Origin of the sequence: Azohydromonas lata, assembly GCF_034427735.1 — a bacterium.
Lineage (GTDB): Bacteria > Pseudomonadota > Gammaproteobacteria > Burkholderiales > Burkholderiaceae_C > Azohydromonas > Azohydromonas lata.
The window spans coordinates 73380-89504 of record NZ_JAXOJX010000008.1 but is presented as its reverse complement, the minus strand read 5'-3'; the positions used below and the strand labels follow the sequence as shown (position 1 = coordinate 89504).

Sequence of the window (16125 nt, the reverse complement as noted above, 5' to 3'; positions counted from 1 at the left end):
GGTCTCCTTCCTGCTGCTGGTCGCTAGCGCTCGCCCTTGCGGTAGGGCTTCATCAAGGCTTGAGGATAAGCCGCCCGCCGTGCCATCACGACGAGCGCGACGATGGCCATGGCATAGGGCAGCATGAGGTAGAACTGGTAGGGAATGGCGGCCTCGCCGCCGGCCTGTTGCAGCCGCAACTGCAGCGCGTCGAAGAAGGCGAACAGCAGCGCGCCGAGCAGCGCCTTGCCCGGCCGCCACGAGGCGAATACGACCAGCGCCACGCACACCCAGCCGCGGCCGTTGACCATGTTGAAGTAGAAGGCGTTGAAGGCCGACAGCGTCAGGAAGGCCCCCGCCACGCCCATGAGCGCCGAGCCCGCCACCACCGCGCCCGTGCGCAGCCGCGCCACCGACAAGCCTTGCCCCTCCGCCGCCGCCGGGTTCTCGCCCACCATGCGCAGCGCCAGGCCCAGCGGCGTGCGCTGCAGCCCGTAGGCCAGCAGCGGCACCAGCAGCAGGGCCAGCAGCGTCAGCGGCGTCTGCTCGGCCAGCACGGGAATAGGCAACTCCCCCATGGGCTCGAAGGGCGTGATGGTGGGCGGGCGCTCCACCTTGGGAAAGCTCACGCGGTAGGCGTAGCTGGCCAGGCTGGTCGCCAGCAGCGTCAGGCCCAGTCCGGCCACGTGCTGGCTCAGCGCCAGCGTGACGGTCAGGAAGGCGTGCAGCAGGCCCAGCATCGCGCCCACGCCAGCTGCCACCAGCACGCCCGTCCACAGGCCCATGCCGGCGTACACGGTTAACCAGCCGGCGAAGGCGCCGGCCACCATGATGCCTTCCACGCCCAGGTTGAGCACGCCCGCGCGCTCGCACAGCAGCACGCCCAGGGTGCCCAGCAGCAGCGGCGTGGCGATGCGCAGCACGGCGACCCAGAAGGGGGCGGCGGCGAGCAGGTCGAGGAGGTCGCTCATGCCGCGCTCCCCGCCGCCGGCCGGCGCCAGACCACGCGGTAGTGCACCAGCAGCGTGGCCACCAGCATGGCGAGCAGCGCCAGGGCCACGATGACGTCGGCGATGTAGGTGGGCACGCCCACCTGGCGGCTCATGCCGTCGGCGCCGACCAGGATGCCGGCCACGAACGTCGCCGCCGCGACCACGCCCAACGGGCTCAGCCCGGCCAGCATCGCCACCACGATGCCGCTGTAGCCGTAGCCCGGCGACATGTCCAGCGTCAGGTAGCCGGCGCGGCCCGCCACCTCCACCACGCCGGCCAGCCCGGCCAGCGCGCCGGACATCAGCGCCACCAGCAGCGTCACCCGCTGCACCGGCATGCCCGCGAAGGCCGCGGCGCGCGCATTCGCGCCCACGGCGCGTATCTCCAGCCCCAGCGTGGTGTGCCGCAACAGCACCGCCAGGGCGATGGCCACCCCCAGCGCGGCCAGCAGCCCGCGGTGCAGCCGGCTGCGCGTCACGAGGTTGGCGATCTGCAGCTCGTCCGGCAGCGCGATGCTCTGCGGCCAGCCCATGGCCATCGGGTCCTTCATCGGCCCGTCCAGCATGGCCGAGACGAAGAGCAGGACGATGAAGTTCAGCAGCAGCGTGGTGACGACCTCGTCCACGCCCAAGCGCTTGAGCAGCGCCGGCCCAAGCAGCAGCAGCGCCCCGGCGGCCATGGCCGCGATGACCATGACGGCGAAGGAGCCGCCCGCGCCGGCCACGGCCACGGCGGCCAGCGCGCCCGCGTAGAGCTGCCCCTCAGCGCCTATGTTCCACAGCCGTGCGCGGAAGGCGACCGCCGCGGCCAGCCCGGTAAGGATGAGCGGCGTGGCGCGGGTGAGCGTTTCCGTCAGCGCCAGGCGCGACCCGAAGCCGCCTTCGAGCAGCAGCCAGTAGGCGCGGCCCACCGGCGCGCCGGCCCAGGCCACCAGCGCCGCGCTCAGGGCCAGCGTCACCGCCACGGCCAGCAGCGGCGCGGCCAGCGCCATGGCGCGGGAGGGAAAGGCGCGCCGCTCAAGCCGCATGCACCACCCCGTCGGCCGCCGTGGAAAAGAAGGAGCCGGCGTGGCCCGCCACCACCGCGCCCGCCATGGCCAGGCCGATGTCGGCGCGCGTCCACTCGGCCACGGGCCGCGCCACGCCCAAGCGGCCGCCGTGCATCACGGCGATGCGGTCGGACAACGCGAACAGCTCGTCCAGGTCGTCGGAAATGAGCAGCAGCGCCGCCCCGGCCGCGCAAGCCGACTGCAACTGGCCGTGCACGTAGGCCACCGCGCCCACGTCCAGGCCCCAGGTCGGCTGGTTGGCGACGATCAGTTTGGGCGCCGGCGCGGCCGGGTCGCCCGCCAGCGCGCGGCCCAGGATGAGCTTTTGCAGGTTGCCGCCGGACAGCCGCCGCGCCGGCGTGAACAAGCCGCCGGCCTCCGTGCCGCGCACGTCGAAGCGCTGCACCAGCGCCTGCGCATGGTCCAGCGCGCGGCGGCGCTTGAGCCAGCCCAGCACGGAAAAGCTGGGGCTGGCGTAGCGCTCCAGCACCGCGTTCTCCCACAGCGCCAAGTCGCCTACGGCGCCGACGGCATGGCGGTCCTCGGGAATGCGCGCCACGCCCGCGCGCAGCCATGCACGGGGTTTCGCGGGCAGGCGCTGGCCTTCCAGCACCAGGGTGCCGCTGTCGGGGGCCAGCACGCCGCACAGCAGGTCGGCCAGCGCCTGCTGGCCGTTGCCGGAAATGCCGGCGATGCCCAGCACCTCGTGGGCATGCAGCTCCAGCGTCACGCGGTTCAGGCGCGGGCGCGGCTTGCCCGCCACCGTCACCTCCCGCAGCCGCGCCACCAGCGCACCGCGCTGGCGCACGCCGCGCCCAAGCGGTGCGACGGCGTGGCCCACCATGGCTTCGGCCAGGGCCGCCTTGTCCACGCCGTCCAGCGTGTCGAACTGCGCCACCAGGCGCCCGGAGCGCAGCACGGCCACGCGGTCGGACACGCGCCGCACCTCGTCGAGCTTGTGGCTGATGAACAGGATGGACAGGCCCTCGCGCACCAGATCGCGCAGCGTGGCGAACAGCGCCTCGCTTTGCTGCGGCGTGAGCACGGCCGTGGGCTCGTCCAGGATCAGCACCCGCGCCCCGCGCACCAGCGCCTTGAGGATTTCCACCTGCTGCCGCTCGCCCATGGACAGCTCGGCGATGCGTGCATCCGGGGCCACCTGCAAGCCGAAGCGCCCGGCCGTTGCCAGCAGCTTGGCCCGCGCCGCGCCCCGGCGCGAGAAGGGCCGCCACAGCGGCTCGGTGCCCAGCATCACGTTGTCCAGCACCGTGAGGTTGTCGGCCAGCGTGAAGTGCTGGTGGACCATGCCTATGCCGGCGTTGAGCGCCGCGCCCGTGTCGCCCGCGGGCAGGGCGCGGCCTTCGACCTCCACGCACCCCGCGTCGGCCACGTAATGGCCGAACAGGATGGCCATGAGCGTGCTCTTGCCCGCGCCGTTCTCGCCCAACAGGGCCAGCACCTCGCCGCGGTGCAGTTCCAGCGAGATGTCGTCGTTGGCCACCAGCGCGCCAAAGCGTTTGGAGATGTGGGAGAGCCGCAGCAGCGGCGGCTCGGGAACTGCGGTGGTGGAGGTCATGCGCCGGCCCGGTACTGCGGCTGGAGCGCCTTTACCTGGCCTTGGGCGCGCCGTCGTCCACCTTGACGGCGAAGCTGCCGTCCAGGATGGCCTTTTCCCTGGCCTTCACCTTGGCCTTGAGGTCGGCGGGCACCTTGGCCTCGAACGTGCCCAGCGGGGCCAGCTCCGCGCCCTTGTGCTTCATGGTCGAGTACAGGCCGTAGTCCTCGGCCGCGAACTGGCCGGCCTTCACTTTTTTCAGCGCGGCCTCGATGGTGGGCTCCATGTTCCACAGCGCCGAGGCGACCACGGTGTCGGGGTAGCTGGACTGCGTGTTGATCACGTTGCCCACGGCCAGCACCTTGCGCTCCTTGGCCGCGTCCGACACGCCGAAGCGCTCGGCGTACATCACGTCGGCGCCCTTGTCGATCATGGCGAAGGCCGCTTCCTTGGCCTTGGGCGGATCGAACCAGCTGTTGATGAAGCTGATGCTGAATTCCGTCTTGGGGTTGATCTCGCGCGCCCCGGCGATGAAGGCGTTCATCAGCCGGTTGACCTCGGGGATGGGGTAGCCGCCCACCATGCCGATCTTGCCGCTCTTGCTCATGCCCGCGGCGATCATGCCGCTGAGGTAGGCCGGCTCCTGGATGTAGTTGTCGAACACCGAGAAGTTGGGCGCCTGGGGCTTGCCGGAGCTGCCCATGAGGAAGGCGACCTTGGGGTAGTCCTTGGCCACCTTGCGCGCCGCGGCCTCCACCGCGAAGGACTCGCCCACGATGAGCGCGTGCCCCCCTTCGGCGTACTGGCGCATCACGCGCTCGTAGTCGGCGTTGGCCACGTTCTCGCTGAACACGTACTCCACCTCGCCGCGCGCCGCGGCCGCCTTGAGCGCCTTGTCGATGCGGCTCACCCACTGCTGCTCCACCGGCACGGTGTAGATGGCGGCCACCTTGAGCTTGGACTGCGCCAGGGCGGGGCCCGCGCCGGCGAGCAGGGCGGTGGCGGCCAGCAGGCCGAGAGCGGGGCGGCGGGACATGGATCGCATGGCGGGAAGCCTCCTGGGGTTTGTTCGTGGCTTGTAGGCGCTCTGACGCAAGACCTGTTCCACTGCCGGCGCGGCCCGCCGCCGTGGACGCCTCAAGCATGCCCGCAAGGGTCACCCAGGGAAAGACCGACCGGCGCGCCGGGAGCCCGTTGTGGCCCGCCTCCTACAATGTCGGCCCCGATTTCCCACCCTCACGCGCCGCTTGAAACCGCCCGCCGCCGCGGGCCGGTCCGACGCCGCGTGGACAAATCAGTCTCCTGCCATGAACCTCTCCGCCCTCACCGCCCTGTCGCCGCTGGACGGCCGCTACGCCTCCAAGGTCGCGGCGCTGCGCCCCCTGCTGTCCGAGTTCGGCCTGATGCACCGGCGCGTGCAGGTCGAGGTCGAGTGGTTCATCGCCCTGTCCGACGCCGGCTTCGCCGAGTTCCTGCCGCTGTCGCAGGAAGCCCGCGCGCTGCTGCGCGGCCTGGTCGAGAACTTCTCGGAAGCCGACGCGCAGGCCATCAAGGACATCGAGAAGACCACCAACCACGACGTCAAGGCCGTGGAGTACTGGATCAAGTCGCGCTTCGAGGCGTCGCCTGAGCTGCAGGCCGCCGGCGAGTTCGTGCACTTCGCCTGCACCAGCGAGGACATCAACAACACCAGCCACGCCCTCATGCTCAAGGCCGCGCGCGAGCAGGTGCTGCTGCCCGCGCTGGACCGCGTCATCGAGCGCCTCACCGGCATGGCGCACCAGTTCGCCAGTGAACCCATGCTCAGCCGCACCCACGGCCAGACCGCCAGTCCGACGACGGTGGGCAAGGAGATCGCCAACGTCGTGGCCCGCCTGCGCCACGCCCGCTCGCGCATCGCCGAAGTCAAGCTGCTGGCCAAGATGAACGGCGCCGTGGGCAACTACAACGCCCACCTCTCGGCCTACCCGGCCGTGAACTGGGAAGCCTTCAGCCGCCAGGTGGTGGAGGGCTCGCTGGGCCTGACCTTCAACCCCTACACCATCCAGATCGAGCCGCACGACTACATGGCCGAGCTGTTCGACGCCGCCACCCGCGCCAACACCATCCTGGTGGACTGGTCGCGCGACGTCTGGGGCTACATCAGCCTGGGCTACTTCAAGCAAAAGACCAAGGCGGGCGAGATCGGCTCCAGCACCATGCCGCACAAGGTCAACCCCATCGATTTCGAGAACGCCGAGGGCAATTTCGGCCTGGCCAGCGCGGTGCTCACGCACCTGGCGCAGAAGCTCCCGATCAGCCGCTGGCAGCGCGACCTGACCGACTCCACCGTGCTGCGCAACATGGGCGTGGCCTTGGGTTATGCAGTTCTCGGCCTGGAATCGCTCTCGCGCGGCCTCGATAAATTGGAGCTCAACCGCGACGCGCTGGCCGCGGACCTGGACACGTCGTGGGAAGTGCTGGCCGAGCCCATCCAGACCGTGATGCGCCGCTACGGCCTGCCCAACCCGTATGAGCGTCTCAAGGAACTGACCCGCGGCAAGGCCATCACGCGCGAGGCCATCGCCGGCTTCATCGACACGCTGGTGGAGCTGCCCGACAGCGAGCGCGCGCGCCTGAAGGAAATGAGCCCCGGCAGCTACACCGGCTGCGCCGAGGCCCTGGCCAAGCGCATCTGAGAGGCAGCGCCGCCATGAAATTCACCGACATGCTGCAGGCGGCCGAGGCGCGCAACGCCTCGCTGCTGTGCGTGGGCCTGGACCCGGAGCCCTCGCGCTTTCCGGGCGAGTGGAAGGGCGATGCCTCGCGCATCCACGACTTCTGCGCCGCCATCGTGGACGCCACGCACGACCTGGTGAGCTGCTTCAAGCCGCAGATCGCCTACTTCGCGGCGCACCGCGCCGAGGAGCAGCTGGAGCGGCTCATCGCCCACATCCGCCGGGTCGCCCCCGGCGTGCCGGTGATCCTGGACGCCAAGCGCGGCGACATCGGCTCCACGGCGCAGCAGTACGCCAAGGAAGCCTTCGAGCGCTACCAGGCCGACGCGCTCACGCTGTCGCCCTTCATGGGGCTGGACTCGATAGAGCCCTACATGGAGGCATATCCGGAGAAAGGCCTGATCCTGCTGTGCCGCACCTCCAACCCCGGCGGCAGCGATCTACAAGCCCAGCGCCTGGACAGCGGCGAGCTGCTCTATGAGCGCGTGGCGCGGCTGGCGCAGGGCTCGTGGAACCGCAGCGGGCAGTTGGGCCTGGTGGTGGGCGCCACCTTCCCGGCCGAGATCGCGCGCGTGCGCGAGCTCGCGCCGACGCTGCCGCTGCTCATCCCCGGCGTGGGCGCGCAGGGCGGCGACGCCGCCTCCACCATCCGCGCCGGCCTCGCGGCCGGCGGCACCGTGATGGTGAACTCCTCGCGCGCCGTGCTCTACGCCAGTGCGGGCGCGGACTTCGCCGCCGCCGCCCGCGCCGAGGCGCAGCGCACGCGCGACCTGCTCAACGCCGCCCGCGGGGGCTGATTCCCGCCGGCCCTTCACTCGTCGAGGTGGCGGCGATGCTCGGACCGCTGGTTTCCCAACCCGACTCGAAGCTGCTGCGCGAGCTGCAGAACGACGTGCGCCCGCGCGTGGCGCGCTTCTTCTTTGCCGCCGCGGCCGCCGCGGCCACGGGCAGCGCGGCGCTGCTGGCGCTGCCCGGGGTGGAGTTGCCCGGCGTCGAGCGGCCGGCGCTGCTGCTGGCCGAGCTGCTGCTGTGCGCCGTGAGCCTGCACGCGCTGCGCTCGCGCTCGGGGGCGCTGGACGCGGCGGTGTGCCGCGTCTGCCTGGCGGCGCTGCTGCCCATAGGCCTCATCGCCTGGCTGGTGGACCGCGGGCTGCAGGGTGCGGGCGGCGGGCTGCTGGCAGTGCTGGTGTGCATGTGCGGCGCCATCGCGTCGCGGCGCACGGCGCTGCTGGTCAATGCCATGGCCGCCGTGCAGTTGGGCGCGCTGGCCTGGGGCCAGTGGCGCGGCGCCTTGCCCGCGCACCCGGGGCAGCCGCTGGTGCTGCAAGTGGGTTGGCAGGCGCTGGTGCTGGCCACCGCCGCCGCGGGCGGGCGGGTGCTGCACGGCGTGCTGGGCCTGTACGAGGACGCGGGCAAGGACCGCGGCCAGCGCTTTTCCGCGCTGCTGTCCGTGGCGGCCGACATCTACTGGGAAACCGACGCGCACTGGCGGCTCACCCAGGTGCTGCGCCGCGGCCGGGGCGGGCGCTTCACCGTGCAGCCCGTGCGGCTGGGCCAGCCGGTGTGGGAGCAGCCGTCGCTGCGCCTGGGCCGCGCGGCCACGCAGGCGCTGCAGGCCGAGCTGCTGGCGCAGCGGCCGCTGCGCGAGGTCGAGATCGCCTGGCAGGCCGGGCCGCGCGCGCTGCGGCGGCTGCGCGTGAGCGGGCAGCCGCGGCGCGACGCGCGCGGGCGCTTCCTGGGCTACTGGGGCGTTGGGCGTGACGTGACGGTGGCGCGGCGCACCGCGGCCGTGGCCGAGGCCGCGCGCGAGCGCTCGCAGCGCGAGTTGCGCCAGGCGCTGGACCAGGCCGAGGCCGCCAGCCGCGCCAAGAGCGCCTTCCTGGCCAACACCAGCCACGAGCTGCGCACGCCGCTCAACGCCCTGGTGGGCCTGGCCCAGCTCGCGCGCGTGCCCGGCGTGGGCGAGGACAAGCGCCAGCAGTACCTGGCGCAGATGCTCGACAGCGCCGACACGCTCATGGCCGTGATCTCCGACATCCTGGACCTCTCCAAGATCGAGGCCGGCAAGCTCGACATCCATCCGCAGGATTTCGACCTGCACGCCCTGCTGCAGCGGCTGCAGCGCGGCTACGCCGCCATCGCCCGCACCCACGGCCTGACGCTCACGCTGGACGTGGACCCCGCGCTGCCCACCGGCGCCCATGGCGACCCCGTGCGGCTGCGCCAGGTGCTGGGCAACTACCTGAGCAACGCGCTGAAGTTCACCGAGCAGGGCACGGTGCGGCTGAGCGCCCGCCGCGCCGGCGCGGACCGCGTGCGCTTCGAGGTGGAGGACAGCGGCGCGGGCCTGGACGAGGCCACGCAGGCGCGGCTCTTTCAACCCTTCATACAGGCCGACGACTCCACCACGCGGCGCCACGGCGGCACGGGTCTGGGCTTGTCCATCTGCCGCGAGCTGGCGCAGCTCATGGGCGGGGAGGTGGGCGTGACCAGCGCGCCGGGGCGCGGCAGCCGCTTCTGGTGCGAAGTGCCGCTGCCCGCGGCGGCCGCGCCGCTGGCGCCGCCCGCGCCCGCGCCCGCGCCGTCCGCGCAGGCCCTGGCCGGCGTGCGCGTGCTGATGGTGGAGGACAACTTCATCAACATGACCATCTCCACGGCCATGCTGCAGCAGTGGGGCGCGCACGTGACCGGCGTGGGCGACGGGCTGCAGGCGCTGGAGGCGGTGGAGCGCGCGCAGCGCGAGAACCGCCCCTTCCAGGCCGTGCTGATGGACATGCAGATGCCGCGCATGGGCGGGCGCGAGGCCACGCGCGAGCTGCGCCGGCGCTTCGACGCGCAGACGCTGCCCATCGTGGCCCTCACCGCCGCGGCGCTGCCCGCCGAGCGCGACGAGGCCCTGGCCGCCGGCATGAACGACTTCCTCACCAAGCCGATCGACGCGGCCAAGCTGCTGGCCACGCTGCAGCGGGTGCTGCGCGTCTGAGCCCGCTGGTACGCGGCCTGTAGGCGTTGTTCACCGCGTGCCGCGCTTGAGCAGCGCGTGCAGCGCAATGGCGCCGAAGGTGGCGGTGCCTATGCCGCCCAGCGCGAAGTCGCCGAAGCGCAGCGTGAAATCCCCCGTGCCCAGCACCAGCGTGACGGCAGCGACCATGAGGTTGGCGTTGTCGGAGAAGTCCACGCGGTTGCCCACCCAGATGCGCGCGCCGGAGACGGCGATCAGGCCGAACACCACGATGGACACACCGCCCATCACCGCCAGCGGGATGGCCTGTATCAGCGCGCCGAACTTGGGGCTGAAGCCCAGCACCAGCGCCACCAGCGCCGCCATCACGAACATGGCCGTGGAGTAGATGCGCGTGGCGGCCATCACGCCGATGTTCTCGGCGTAGGTCGTCACGCCCGTGCCGCCCACCAGGCCGCTGGCCATGGTGGCCAGGCCGTCGCCGACGAAGGCGCGGCCCATGTAGGGGTTCATGTCGCGCCCGGTCATGGCGGCCACGGCCTTCAGGTGGCCCAGGTTCTCTGCCACCAGGATCACGGCCACGGGGGCGATCAGCAACATGGCGTGGCCGTCGAACACGGGCGCCGCGAAGCGCGGCAGGCCGAACCAGGGCGCGGCGGCCACGGCGGAGAGGTCGATGGGCTTGCCCAGTCCGAGCCCGTTGGTCAGCAGCGCGTACAGCAGCGAAGCGAGGATGAGGCCGACCAGGATGAGCAGCCGCTGCGCCAGCCCGCGGCTGAACACCGCCACCAGCGCGACGCAGGTGAACGTGACGGCCTGCATCCAGGCATCGAAGCCCGTGGGCGCCATGTTCTTCACCGGCACGGAGGCCAGGTTCAGGCCGATGACGGCCACCACCGCGCCCGTGACCACCGGGGGCATGAGCGATTCGATCCAGCGCGTGCCCGCGGCCTGCACCAGCAGGCCCAGCAGCACGTAGGCCGCGCCGCAGGCCACGATGCCGCCCAGCGCCACGCCCAGGTTGGCATTGGCGCCCGGCGCCGCGTAGCCGGTGGCGGCGATGACCACGCCGATGAAGGCGAAGCTCGATCCCAGGTAGCTGGGCACACGCCCGCCGGTCAGGACGAAGAAGACCAGCGTGCCCACGCCGCTCATGAGGATGGCCACGTTGGGGTCGAAGCCCATGAGCAGCGGCGCCAGCACGGTGGCGCCGAACATGGCCACCACGTGCTGCACGCCCAAGGCGGCGGTCTGCGCCCAGGACAAACGTTCATCGGGCGCAACCACGGCGCCCGCGGGGGCCTCCACGTGGCGCCAATGGGGGAAAAAGCTCATCAACTGCTCCTGCCTGCGAGGCAAATCAAAAAATCGGCGCGGCAGTGTAGGAGCACCCCGCATTCGCATGGTGGGCACTTGTGGCCTGCGCTAGATTGCACCCCTGACCCTCATCAAGGAGCCCCGTGGACCATCCAATGCCCCGCCGGAGCCTGGAACAGTTACTGATAGACGAATCGCCCCAGGCCCTGGTCGTGACCTCGCCGGAGGGCGAGGTCTGGCTGTGGAACCGCCAGGCGCAGCAGACCTTCGGCTACAGCGCCGACGAGGCGCTGGGCCGCCCGCTGGTGGAGCTGCTGGTGCCCCCGGACCATGTCGCGGAGCACGAGGCGCTGCAGCAGCGCGCGCTGGACGAAGGCGAGGCCCAGGCCCGCGCGGCCATGCGCCGCCACCAAGACGGGCGGCTGCTGTACGTGGACCTGTTCAAGCGCGTGGTGCGCGATGACGGGGACGCGGGCGGGGTGCGCTGCTTCATCAGCAGCTACCGCGACGTGACGGCGCAAAAGGTGGCGCGCGACGCGCAGTGGATAGGCCAGCGCTACCGCAACCTGCTGGAGTCGGTGCCGGACGCCATCGTCATCGTCAACGACAGCGGGCGCATCGTCCTGTTCAACAGCCAGGCGGAGAAGTTGTTCGGCCGCCGCCGCGAGCAGGTGGTGGGCGCTTCCATAGAGACGCTGCTGCCCGCGCGCTACCGGCAGGCGCACATCGGCCACCGCAGCCGCTACCACGGCGCGCCGACGCTGCGCAACATGGGCGCGGGGCTGGAGCTGTTCGGCCTGCGCGGCGACGGGGACGCGGGCGTGGAGTTCCCGGTGGAGATCAGCCTGAGCCCGCTGGAGACGGAGGAGGGCCTCTTCGTGATGAGCGCCATCCGCGACACCACCGAGCGCAAGCGCTTCGAGCGTGAGCTGCAGGAGAAGAACGCCGCGCTGCAGGTGGCCAACCAGGCCAAGGACCGCTTCCTGGCCACCATGAGCCACGAGCTGCGCACGCCGCTCAACGCCATCATCGGCTTCACCGGCATCCTGCTCATGCGGCTGGGGGGCGACCTCACGGCCGAGCAGGAGCGGCAGTTGGGCATCGTCAAGAGCAGCGCCGAGCACCTGCTGTCGCTGATCAACGACCTGCTGGACGTGGCCCGCATCCAGGCCGGCATGGTGCAGCTCAACCCCGAGCCGGTGGACGTGGGCGCGCTGCTGCGCGAGGTGCACGCCAGCCTCATGCCGCTGGCGCAGGCCAAGGCGCTGGCCTTCGACATCGCGGCGCCGGCGGACTCGCCCGTGCTGCAGGTGGACCGCCGCGCGCTGCGGCAGATCCTCATCAACCTGTGCAACAACGCCATCAAGTTCACCGAGCAGGGCTCGGTTGGGCTGGCGCTGAGCCAGGCTCAGGGGCGCACGCGCATCCAGGTGTGCGACACGGGCGTGGGCATCAGCGAGGCGGACCAGCAAAAGCTCTTCGGCGCCTTCACGCAGGTGGGCGACCCGCGCCGCCGCCCCGAGGGCACGGGCATGGGCCTGCACCTGAGCGCCCGCCTGGCCGAGCTGCTGGGCGCGAACATCGAAGTGCAAAGCCGCGTGGGCGAGGGCAGCTGCTTTACCTTGTGCTTCAGCTCGCCGCTGGCGGCGACGAGTTGAGACTGGACCGCTGCCGGCCCGTGAGCGGCGGCGCTCCCTCCTCTACCTCGTCATGCCCGCGAAAGCGGGCATCCACACCTGCCGGGCTGCTGGCGCGCCGACGCCAGCCCTGGGCGATGCGGTTGGAAGGAGACACCTCAGCGCTCGTGGATGCCCGCTTTCGCGGGCATGACGGAGCGGGAGGCGCAGCGCCTTGGCTTGCGGGAGGCGCCGTTCCTTGCGGGCGCCGCGCGCCCTACACGCCCGCCCACCGCACGATCTCGCCCGCCGGCATGGCGCCGCTCACGCGCGCCACTTCGCGCCCCTGCTGCAGCTTGAGCAGCGTGGGGATGCTGCGCACGGCGAAGCGCGCGGCGGTGCGGGGGTTGGCGTCGGTGTCCACCTTGACCAGCAGGGCGCGGCCCTTGAGCTGCTGGGCAGCCTGCTCGTAGGCCGGGGCCATGCTGCGGCAGGGGCCGCACCAGGGGGCCCACAGGTCCACCACCACGGGCAGCTCGGTGCGGGAGACGACCTGCTCGAAGTTGGCGTCGGTCAGCGACACGGGGTGGCCGTCCAGCAGCGGCTGGCCACAGCGGCCGCAGCTCGGGTCCTGGCCCAGCCGCGCGCTGGGAATGCGGTTGAGCGCCGCACAGTGCGGGCAGGCCACGTGGGTCGAGGCGGGGGAGGTTGAGGCGTCCATGACCCGATGGTGGAGGCGGCCGGCCGCCTCGCAAGGGCGCCTGGCGTGTCGATTCGTTCCGGCAGGGCGGTGCCCGGGAATAATGGCTTGACCTCGTTCGTACACCGCTGAAGTGAACGCTCCCGACTCCTTCAGGCAACAACTGCTGGCCGCCATCCCGCGGCTGCGCCGCTATGCGCGCTCGCTGGTCTTCGACGCCGAGCGGGCCGACGACCTGGTGCAAAGCACGCTGGAGCGCGCGCTGGCGCGCTGGCAGCAGTTCGACGAGCGGCGCGAGCTGCTGGTGTGGCTGCTGTCCATCGCGCACAACGCGCACCAGGACGGGCTGCGGCGCGACGCGCGGCTGTCGGTGCTGGAGCCCGTGCGCGTGGAGCAGGAGCTGGACCGGCAATCCGCCCTGGAGCCGGACATCGGCTTGCGGCTGGACCTGCTGGCCGCGCTGCGCACGCTCACGCCGGAGCTGCGCGCGCCGCTGCTGCTGGTGGTGGTGGAGCAGTTGAGCTACGCCGAAACGGCGCAGGTGCTGCAGATACCGCCGGGCACGGTGATGTCACGCATCAGCCGCGCGCGGCAACTGCTGCGCCGGCTGCTCGGCGACGGCAAGCCACCCACGCGCGTGCCGCACCTGCGCCGGGTGATCTGAAGCGCGCGGCCACCGGGCACAGGACTCACGACAAGACCGCGGGAGAGCATGGACACCGATCAACGCATGGACGACGAGCGGCTGAGCGCCTGGCTGGACGACGAGCTGAGCCCCGAACAACGCGACCACGCCGAGCAGTGGCTGCGCGAACACCCGGCCGATGCCGCCCGCGTGCGCCAGTGGGCGGCGGACCGCGACGCGCTGCGCGCGCGCTTCGACACCGTGCTGGACGAGCCCGTGCCCGCGGGCATGCAGCGGCTGCTGCGTCCGCGCCAGGCGTGGCTGGACCGCACCTGGGGCCGCGCCGCCGCGGCGCTGCTGCTGGTGACGGGCGGCGCGCTGGCCGGGGCCGGCGCCATGTGGCGCTGGCAGGACGCGCTGCCGCCGCAGCTCGCCGCCCATGGCGGCGCGCAGCCCTGGGTGCAGCGCGCCGCCGTGGCGCATGCCGTCTATGCGCCTGAGCAGCGCCACCCGGTGGAAGTGCGCGCCAACGAAGAACACCTGGCGCGCTGGCTGACCAAGCGCACCGCGCTGCCGGTGAAACTCTTCGATCTGCAGCCCCAGGGCTTCAGCCTCGTGGGAGGAAGGCTGTTGCCCGACGCCGCGGGGCCCAGCGCGCAGCTCATGTACGAGGACGGCGAAAAGCACCGCGTCACCGTCTACCTGCGCAAGCCGGAAGCCGGCACGCCGGCCGCGTTCCGCTTCGAGCGGCAGGGCGACTTGAACCTCTTCTACTGGGTGGAAAGCGGCTGCGGCTACGCGCTGGTGGGCACGCTGCCGCGCGAGCGGCTGCTGGCGCTGGCGATGGAGATCCACAGGCAGCAGACGGCGCAGGCGACGCCGGGTTGAGAAACGGGGCGGGGCAGGGCGGGCCGGCGCGGCGTCGGCGGGGCGCCGGAGCGCGCTCCCTAAAATCCCGCGATGCCTCCTTCCCCCGCCGCCGCCGCGGACGCGGCGCGCACCCCGGCCCAGCGCGCCGCCGCCATCCACCGCTTTCTCGCCGTCACGCTGCTGGGCTTCGCCTCGGGGCTGCCGCTGGCGCTCACGGGCCAGGCCATGCAGGCCTGGCTGTCGGCCGAGGGGCTGGACGTGGCCACCATCGGCTTCCTCAGCCTCGTGGGCCTGCCCTACACCTTCAAGTTCCTGTGGGCCCCGCTCATGGACCGCTTCGAGCCCCCGGGCCTGGGCCGGCGCCGGGGCTGGCTGGTCGTCACGCAACTGCTGCTGGCCGGCGCGCTGCTGCTCATGGCGTCCACGCCGCCCGCGGGCGCCACGCGCGCCTTCGCGCTGCTGGCCGTGGCCGTGGCCTTCCTCTCCGCGTCGCAGGACGTGGTGATCGACGCCTACCGCACCGACCTGCTGCCCGCGCGCGAGCGCGGCCTGGGCTCCTCGCTCAACGTCATGGGCTACCGCCTGGCCATGATCCTCTCCGGCGGCGTGGCCCTCATCTGGACCGACCCGGCCCAGGGCGGCGGCTTCACCTGGCCGGCCGTCTACCGGCTCATGGCCATGCTGATGGTGGGCGCGGCCGTCGTCTCGGCCGTGCTGCTGCCGCGCCTGCCGCGCACCACCGCCCCGCGCACCGTGGCGCGGCACGACGTCATCGGCTTCCTGGCCGTCATGGCCGCCGTGGCCGTGGGCTACCTGCTCAGCGACCGCTTTGCCCTGGCTTTCGCGCAATGGCTGCTCAGCCCTTTCTGGAGCGGCAGCGCCCTGGCGCCCGCGCTGCAGGCCAAATGGACCGAATTGCTCGCGCTGATGCTGGGCATCGCCTTCACCTTGCCGCTTGCCGCCTGGGCCGCGCGCAAGGCGCGGTTCGAAACGCTGCTGCAGGGGCTGCGCAGCTACTTCGAGCAGCCGGGGGCGGGCGCTTTCCTGGCCTTCATCGTCCTCTACAAGCTGGGAGACGCCTTCGCGGGCTCGCTGCTGACGCCGTTCCTGCTGAAAGCCATGGCCTTCAGCCCGGCGGAGGTGGGCGTGGTCAACAAGCTCATCGGCCTGTGGCTGACCATCCTGGGCGCGCTGGTGGGCGGGGCGCTCATGTTGAAGCTGGGCCTGTGGCGCTCGCTGCTGCTGTTCGGCCTGCTGCAGATGGCCAGCAACCTGGGCTTCTGGTGGCTGGCGGTGGCGGGCAAGGGCGTCATTCCCGGCATCACCATCCCGGCCTTCGACCTGGGCTTCATGCACCTGGCGCAGCCCACGGCGGTGGACGGCGGGCTGCTGCTGGTGGTGGCGCTGGAGAACCTCTCCGGCGGCATGGGCACGGCCGCCTTCGTGGCCTTCCTGATGAGCCTGTGCAACCAGCGCTTCACGGCCACGCAGTACGCGCTGCTGAGCGCCTTCGCGGCGGTTGGGCGCGTGTGGGTCGGCCCGCTGGCCGGGGTGCTGGCAGAGTCCATCGGTTGGGCCGACTTCTTCATCGTCTCCACCCTGGCCGCCGTGCCGGCGCTGGCCATGCTGTGGCGGCTGCGCGAGAGCGTCCGTGCCCTGGAAGTGGACCCGGACGCCCCCGCCGCGGCCGACGACTGAAGCCGTCAAGCCGCCTGCAAGCCGCGGGCGGCAAACTCATTGCCG

Annotated in this window: 13 protein-coding genes; 7 read left to right on the top strand and 6 right to left on the bottom strand. The window is 72.0% G+C overall.

What is annotated here, in order from left to right; genetic code table 11:
• Positions 1-23: 23 nt before the first annotated feature.
• From SM757_RS07450 to SM757_RS07435, 4 genes are read right to left on the bottom strand one after another with little or no spacing between them, the layout of a single operon-like run.
• Positions 24-950 (bottom strand): ABC transporter permease, encoded by a 927-nt coding sequence (locus tag SM757_RS07450; protein WP_322464968.1) that lies wholly within the window; start codon positions 948-950, stop codon positions 24-26.
• The gene (locus SM757_RS07445; RefSeq protein WP_322464967.1) at positions 947-1999 is read right to left on the bottom strand and encodes an ABC transporter permease; all 1053 of its coding nucleotides are present in this window, start codon (positions 1997-1999) and stop codon (positions 947-949) included. Before SM757_RS07445 ends, SM757_RS07450 begins: the two co-directional genes overlap by 4 nt.
• Positions 1989-3596 carry an ABC transporter ATP-binding protein gene (locus SM757_RS07440; RefSeq protein ID WP_322464966.1) on the bottom strand — a complete coding sequence of 536 codons (1608 nt, stop codon included), beginning with the start codon at positions 3594-3596 and terminating at the stop codon, positions 1989-1991. Before SM757_RS07440 ends, SM757_RS07445 begins: the two co-directional genes overlap by 11 nt.
• Before the next feature lie 31 nt (positions 3597-3627).
• A complete protein-coding gene (locus SM757_RS07435) occupies positions 3628-4620 on the bottom strand; it encodes a BMP family protein (protein ID WP_322464965.1) in 993 nt (330 codons plus the stop codon).
• 262 nt (positions 4621-4882) lie between these two features.
• On the opposite strand from SM757_RS07435, the gene purB reads away from it, so the two are divergent.
• The 3 genes from purB to SM757_RS07420 are packed head-to-tail and all read left to right on the top strand — an operon-like array spanning position 4883 to position 9275.
• On the top strand, positions 4883-6253 hold the full coding sequence (purB, locus tag SM757_RS07430; RefSeq protein ID WP_066330606.1) for an adenylosuccinate lyase: 1371 nt from the start codon (positions 4883-4885) through the stop codon (positions 6251-6253).
• A 14-nt stretch (positions 6254-6267) separates the two neighbouring features.
• Positions 6268-7089, top strand: coding sequence for an orotidine-5'-phosphate decarboxylase (pyrF, locus tag SM757_RS07425; RefSeq protein ID WP_322464964.1), 822 nt, complete (start codon positions 6268-6270; stop codon positions 7087-7089).
• 35 nt (positions 7090-7124) lie between these two features.
• Complete coding sequence (locus SM757_RS07420) at positions 7125-9275, top strand: hybrid sensor histidine kinase/response regulator (RefSeq protein WP_322464963.1); 2151 nt, start codon at positions 7125-7127, stop codon at positions 9273-9275.
• A 30-nt stretch (positions 9276-9305) separates the two neighbouring features.
• On the opposite strand, the gene SM757_RS07415 is transcribed toward SM757_RS07420, so the two are convergent.
• Positions 9306-10589, bottom strand: coding sequence for a solute carrier family 23 protein (locus SM757_RS07415; protein ID WP_322464962.1), 1284 nt, complete (start codon positions 10587-10589; stop codon positions 9306-9308).
• Positions 10590-10726: 137 nt separating this feature from the next.
• Between SM757_RS07415 and SM757_RS07410 the strand changes: the two genes are divergently transcribed.
• The gene (locus tag SM757_RS07410; RefSeq protein WP_322464961.1) at positions 10727-12229 is read left to right on the top strand and encodes a PAS domain-containing sensor histidine kinase; all 1503 of its coding nucleotides are present in this window, start codon (positions 10727-10729) and stop codon (positions 12227-12229) included.
• A gap of 235 nt (positions 12230-12464) precedes the next feature.
• On the opposite strand, the gene trxC is transcribed toward SM757_RS07410, so the two are convergent.
• Complete coding sequence (gene trxC / locus SM757_RS07405) at positions 12465-12908, bottom strand: thioredoxin TrxC (protein WP_322464960.1); 444 nt, start codon at positions 12906-12908, stop codon at positions 12465-12467.
• Between the two features lie 112 nt (positions 12909-13020).
• Between trxC and SM757_RS07400 the strand changes: the two genes are divergently transcribed.
• The 3 genes from SM757_RS07400 (at position 13021) to SM757_RS07390 (ending at position 16080) form a co-directional block, all read left to right on the top strand.
• Positions 13021-13551, top strand: a complete 531-nt coding sequence (locus SM757_RS07400) for an RNA polymerase sigma factor (protein WP_066330597.1) — start codon at positions 13021-13023, stop codon at positions 13549-13551.
• Between the two features lie 48 nt (positions 13552-13599).
• Complete coding sequence (locus SM757_RS07395) at positions 13600-14400, top strand: anti-sigma factor family protein (RefSeq protein WP_322464959.1); 801 nt, start codon at positions 13600-13602, stop codon at positions 14398-14400.
• 72 nt (positions 14401-14472) lie between these two features.
• Positions 14473-16080: an AmpG family muropeptide MFS transporter gene (locus SM757_RS07390; RefSeq protein ID WP_084267081.1), complete on the top strand. Its 1608-nt coding sequence runs from the start codon at positions 14473-14475 to the stop codon at positions 16078-16080.
• Positions 16081-16125: the final 45 nt, after the last annotated feature.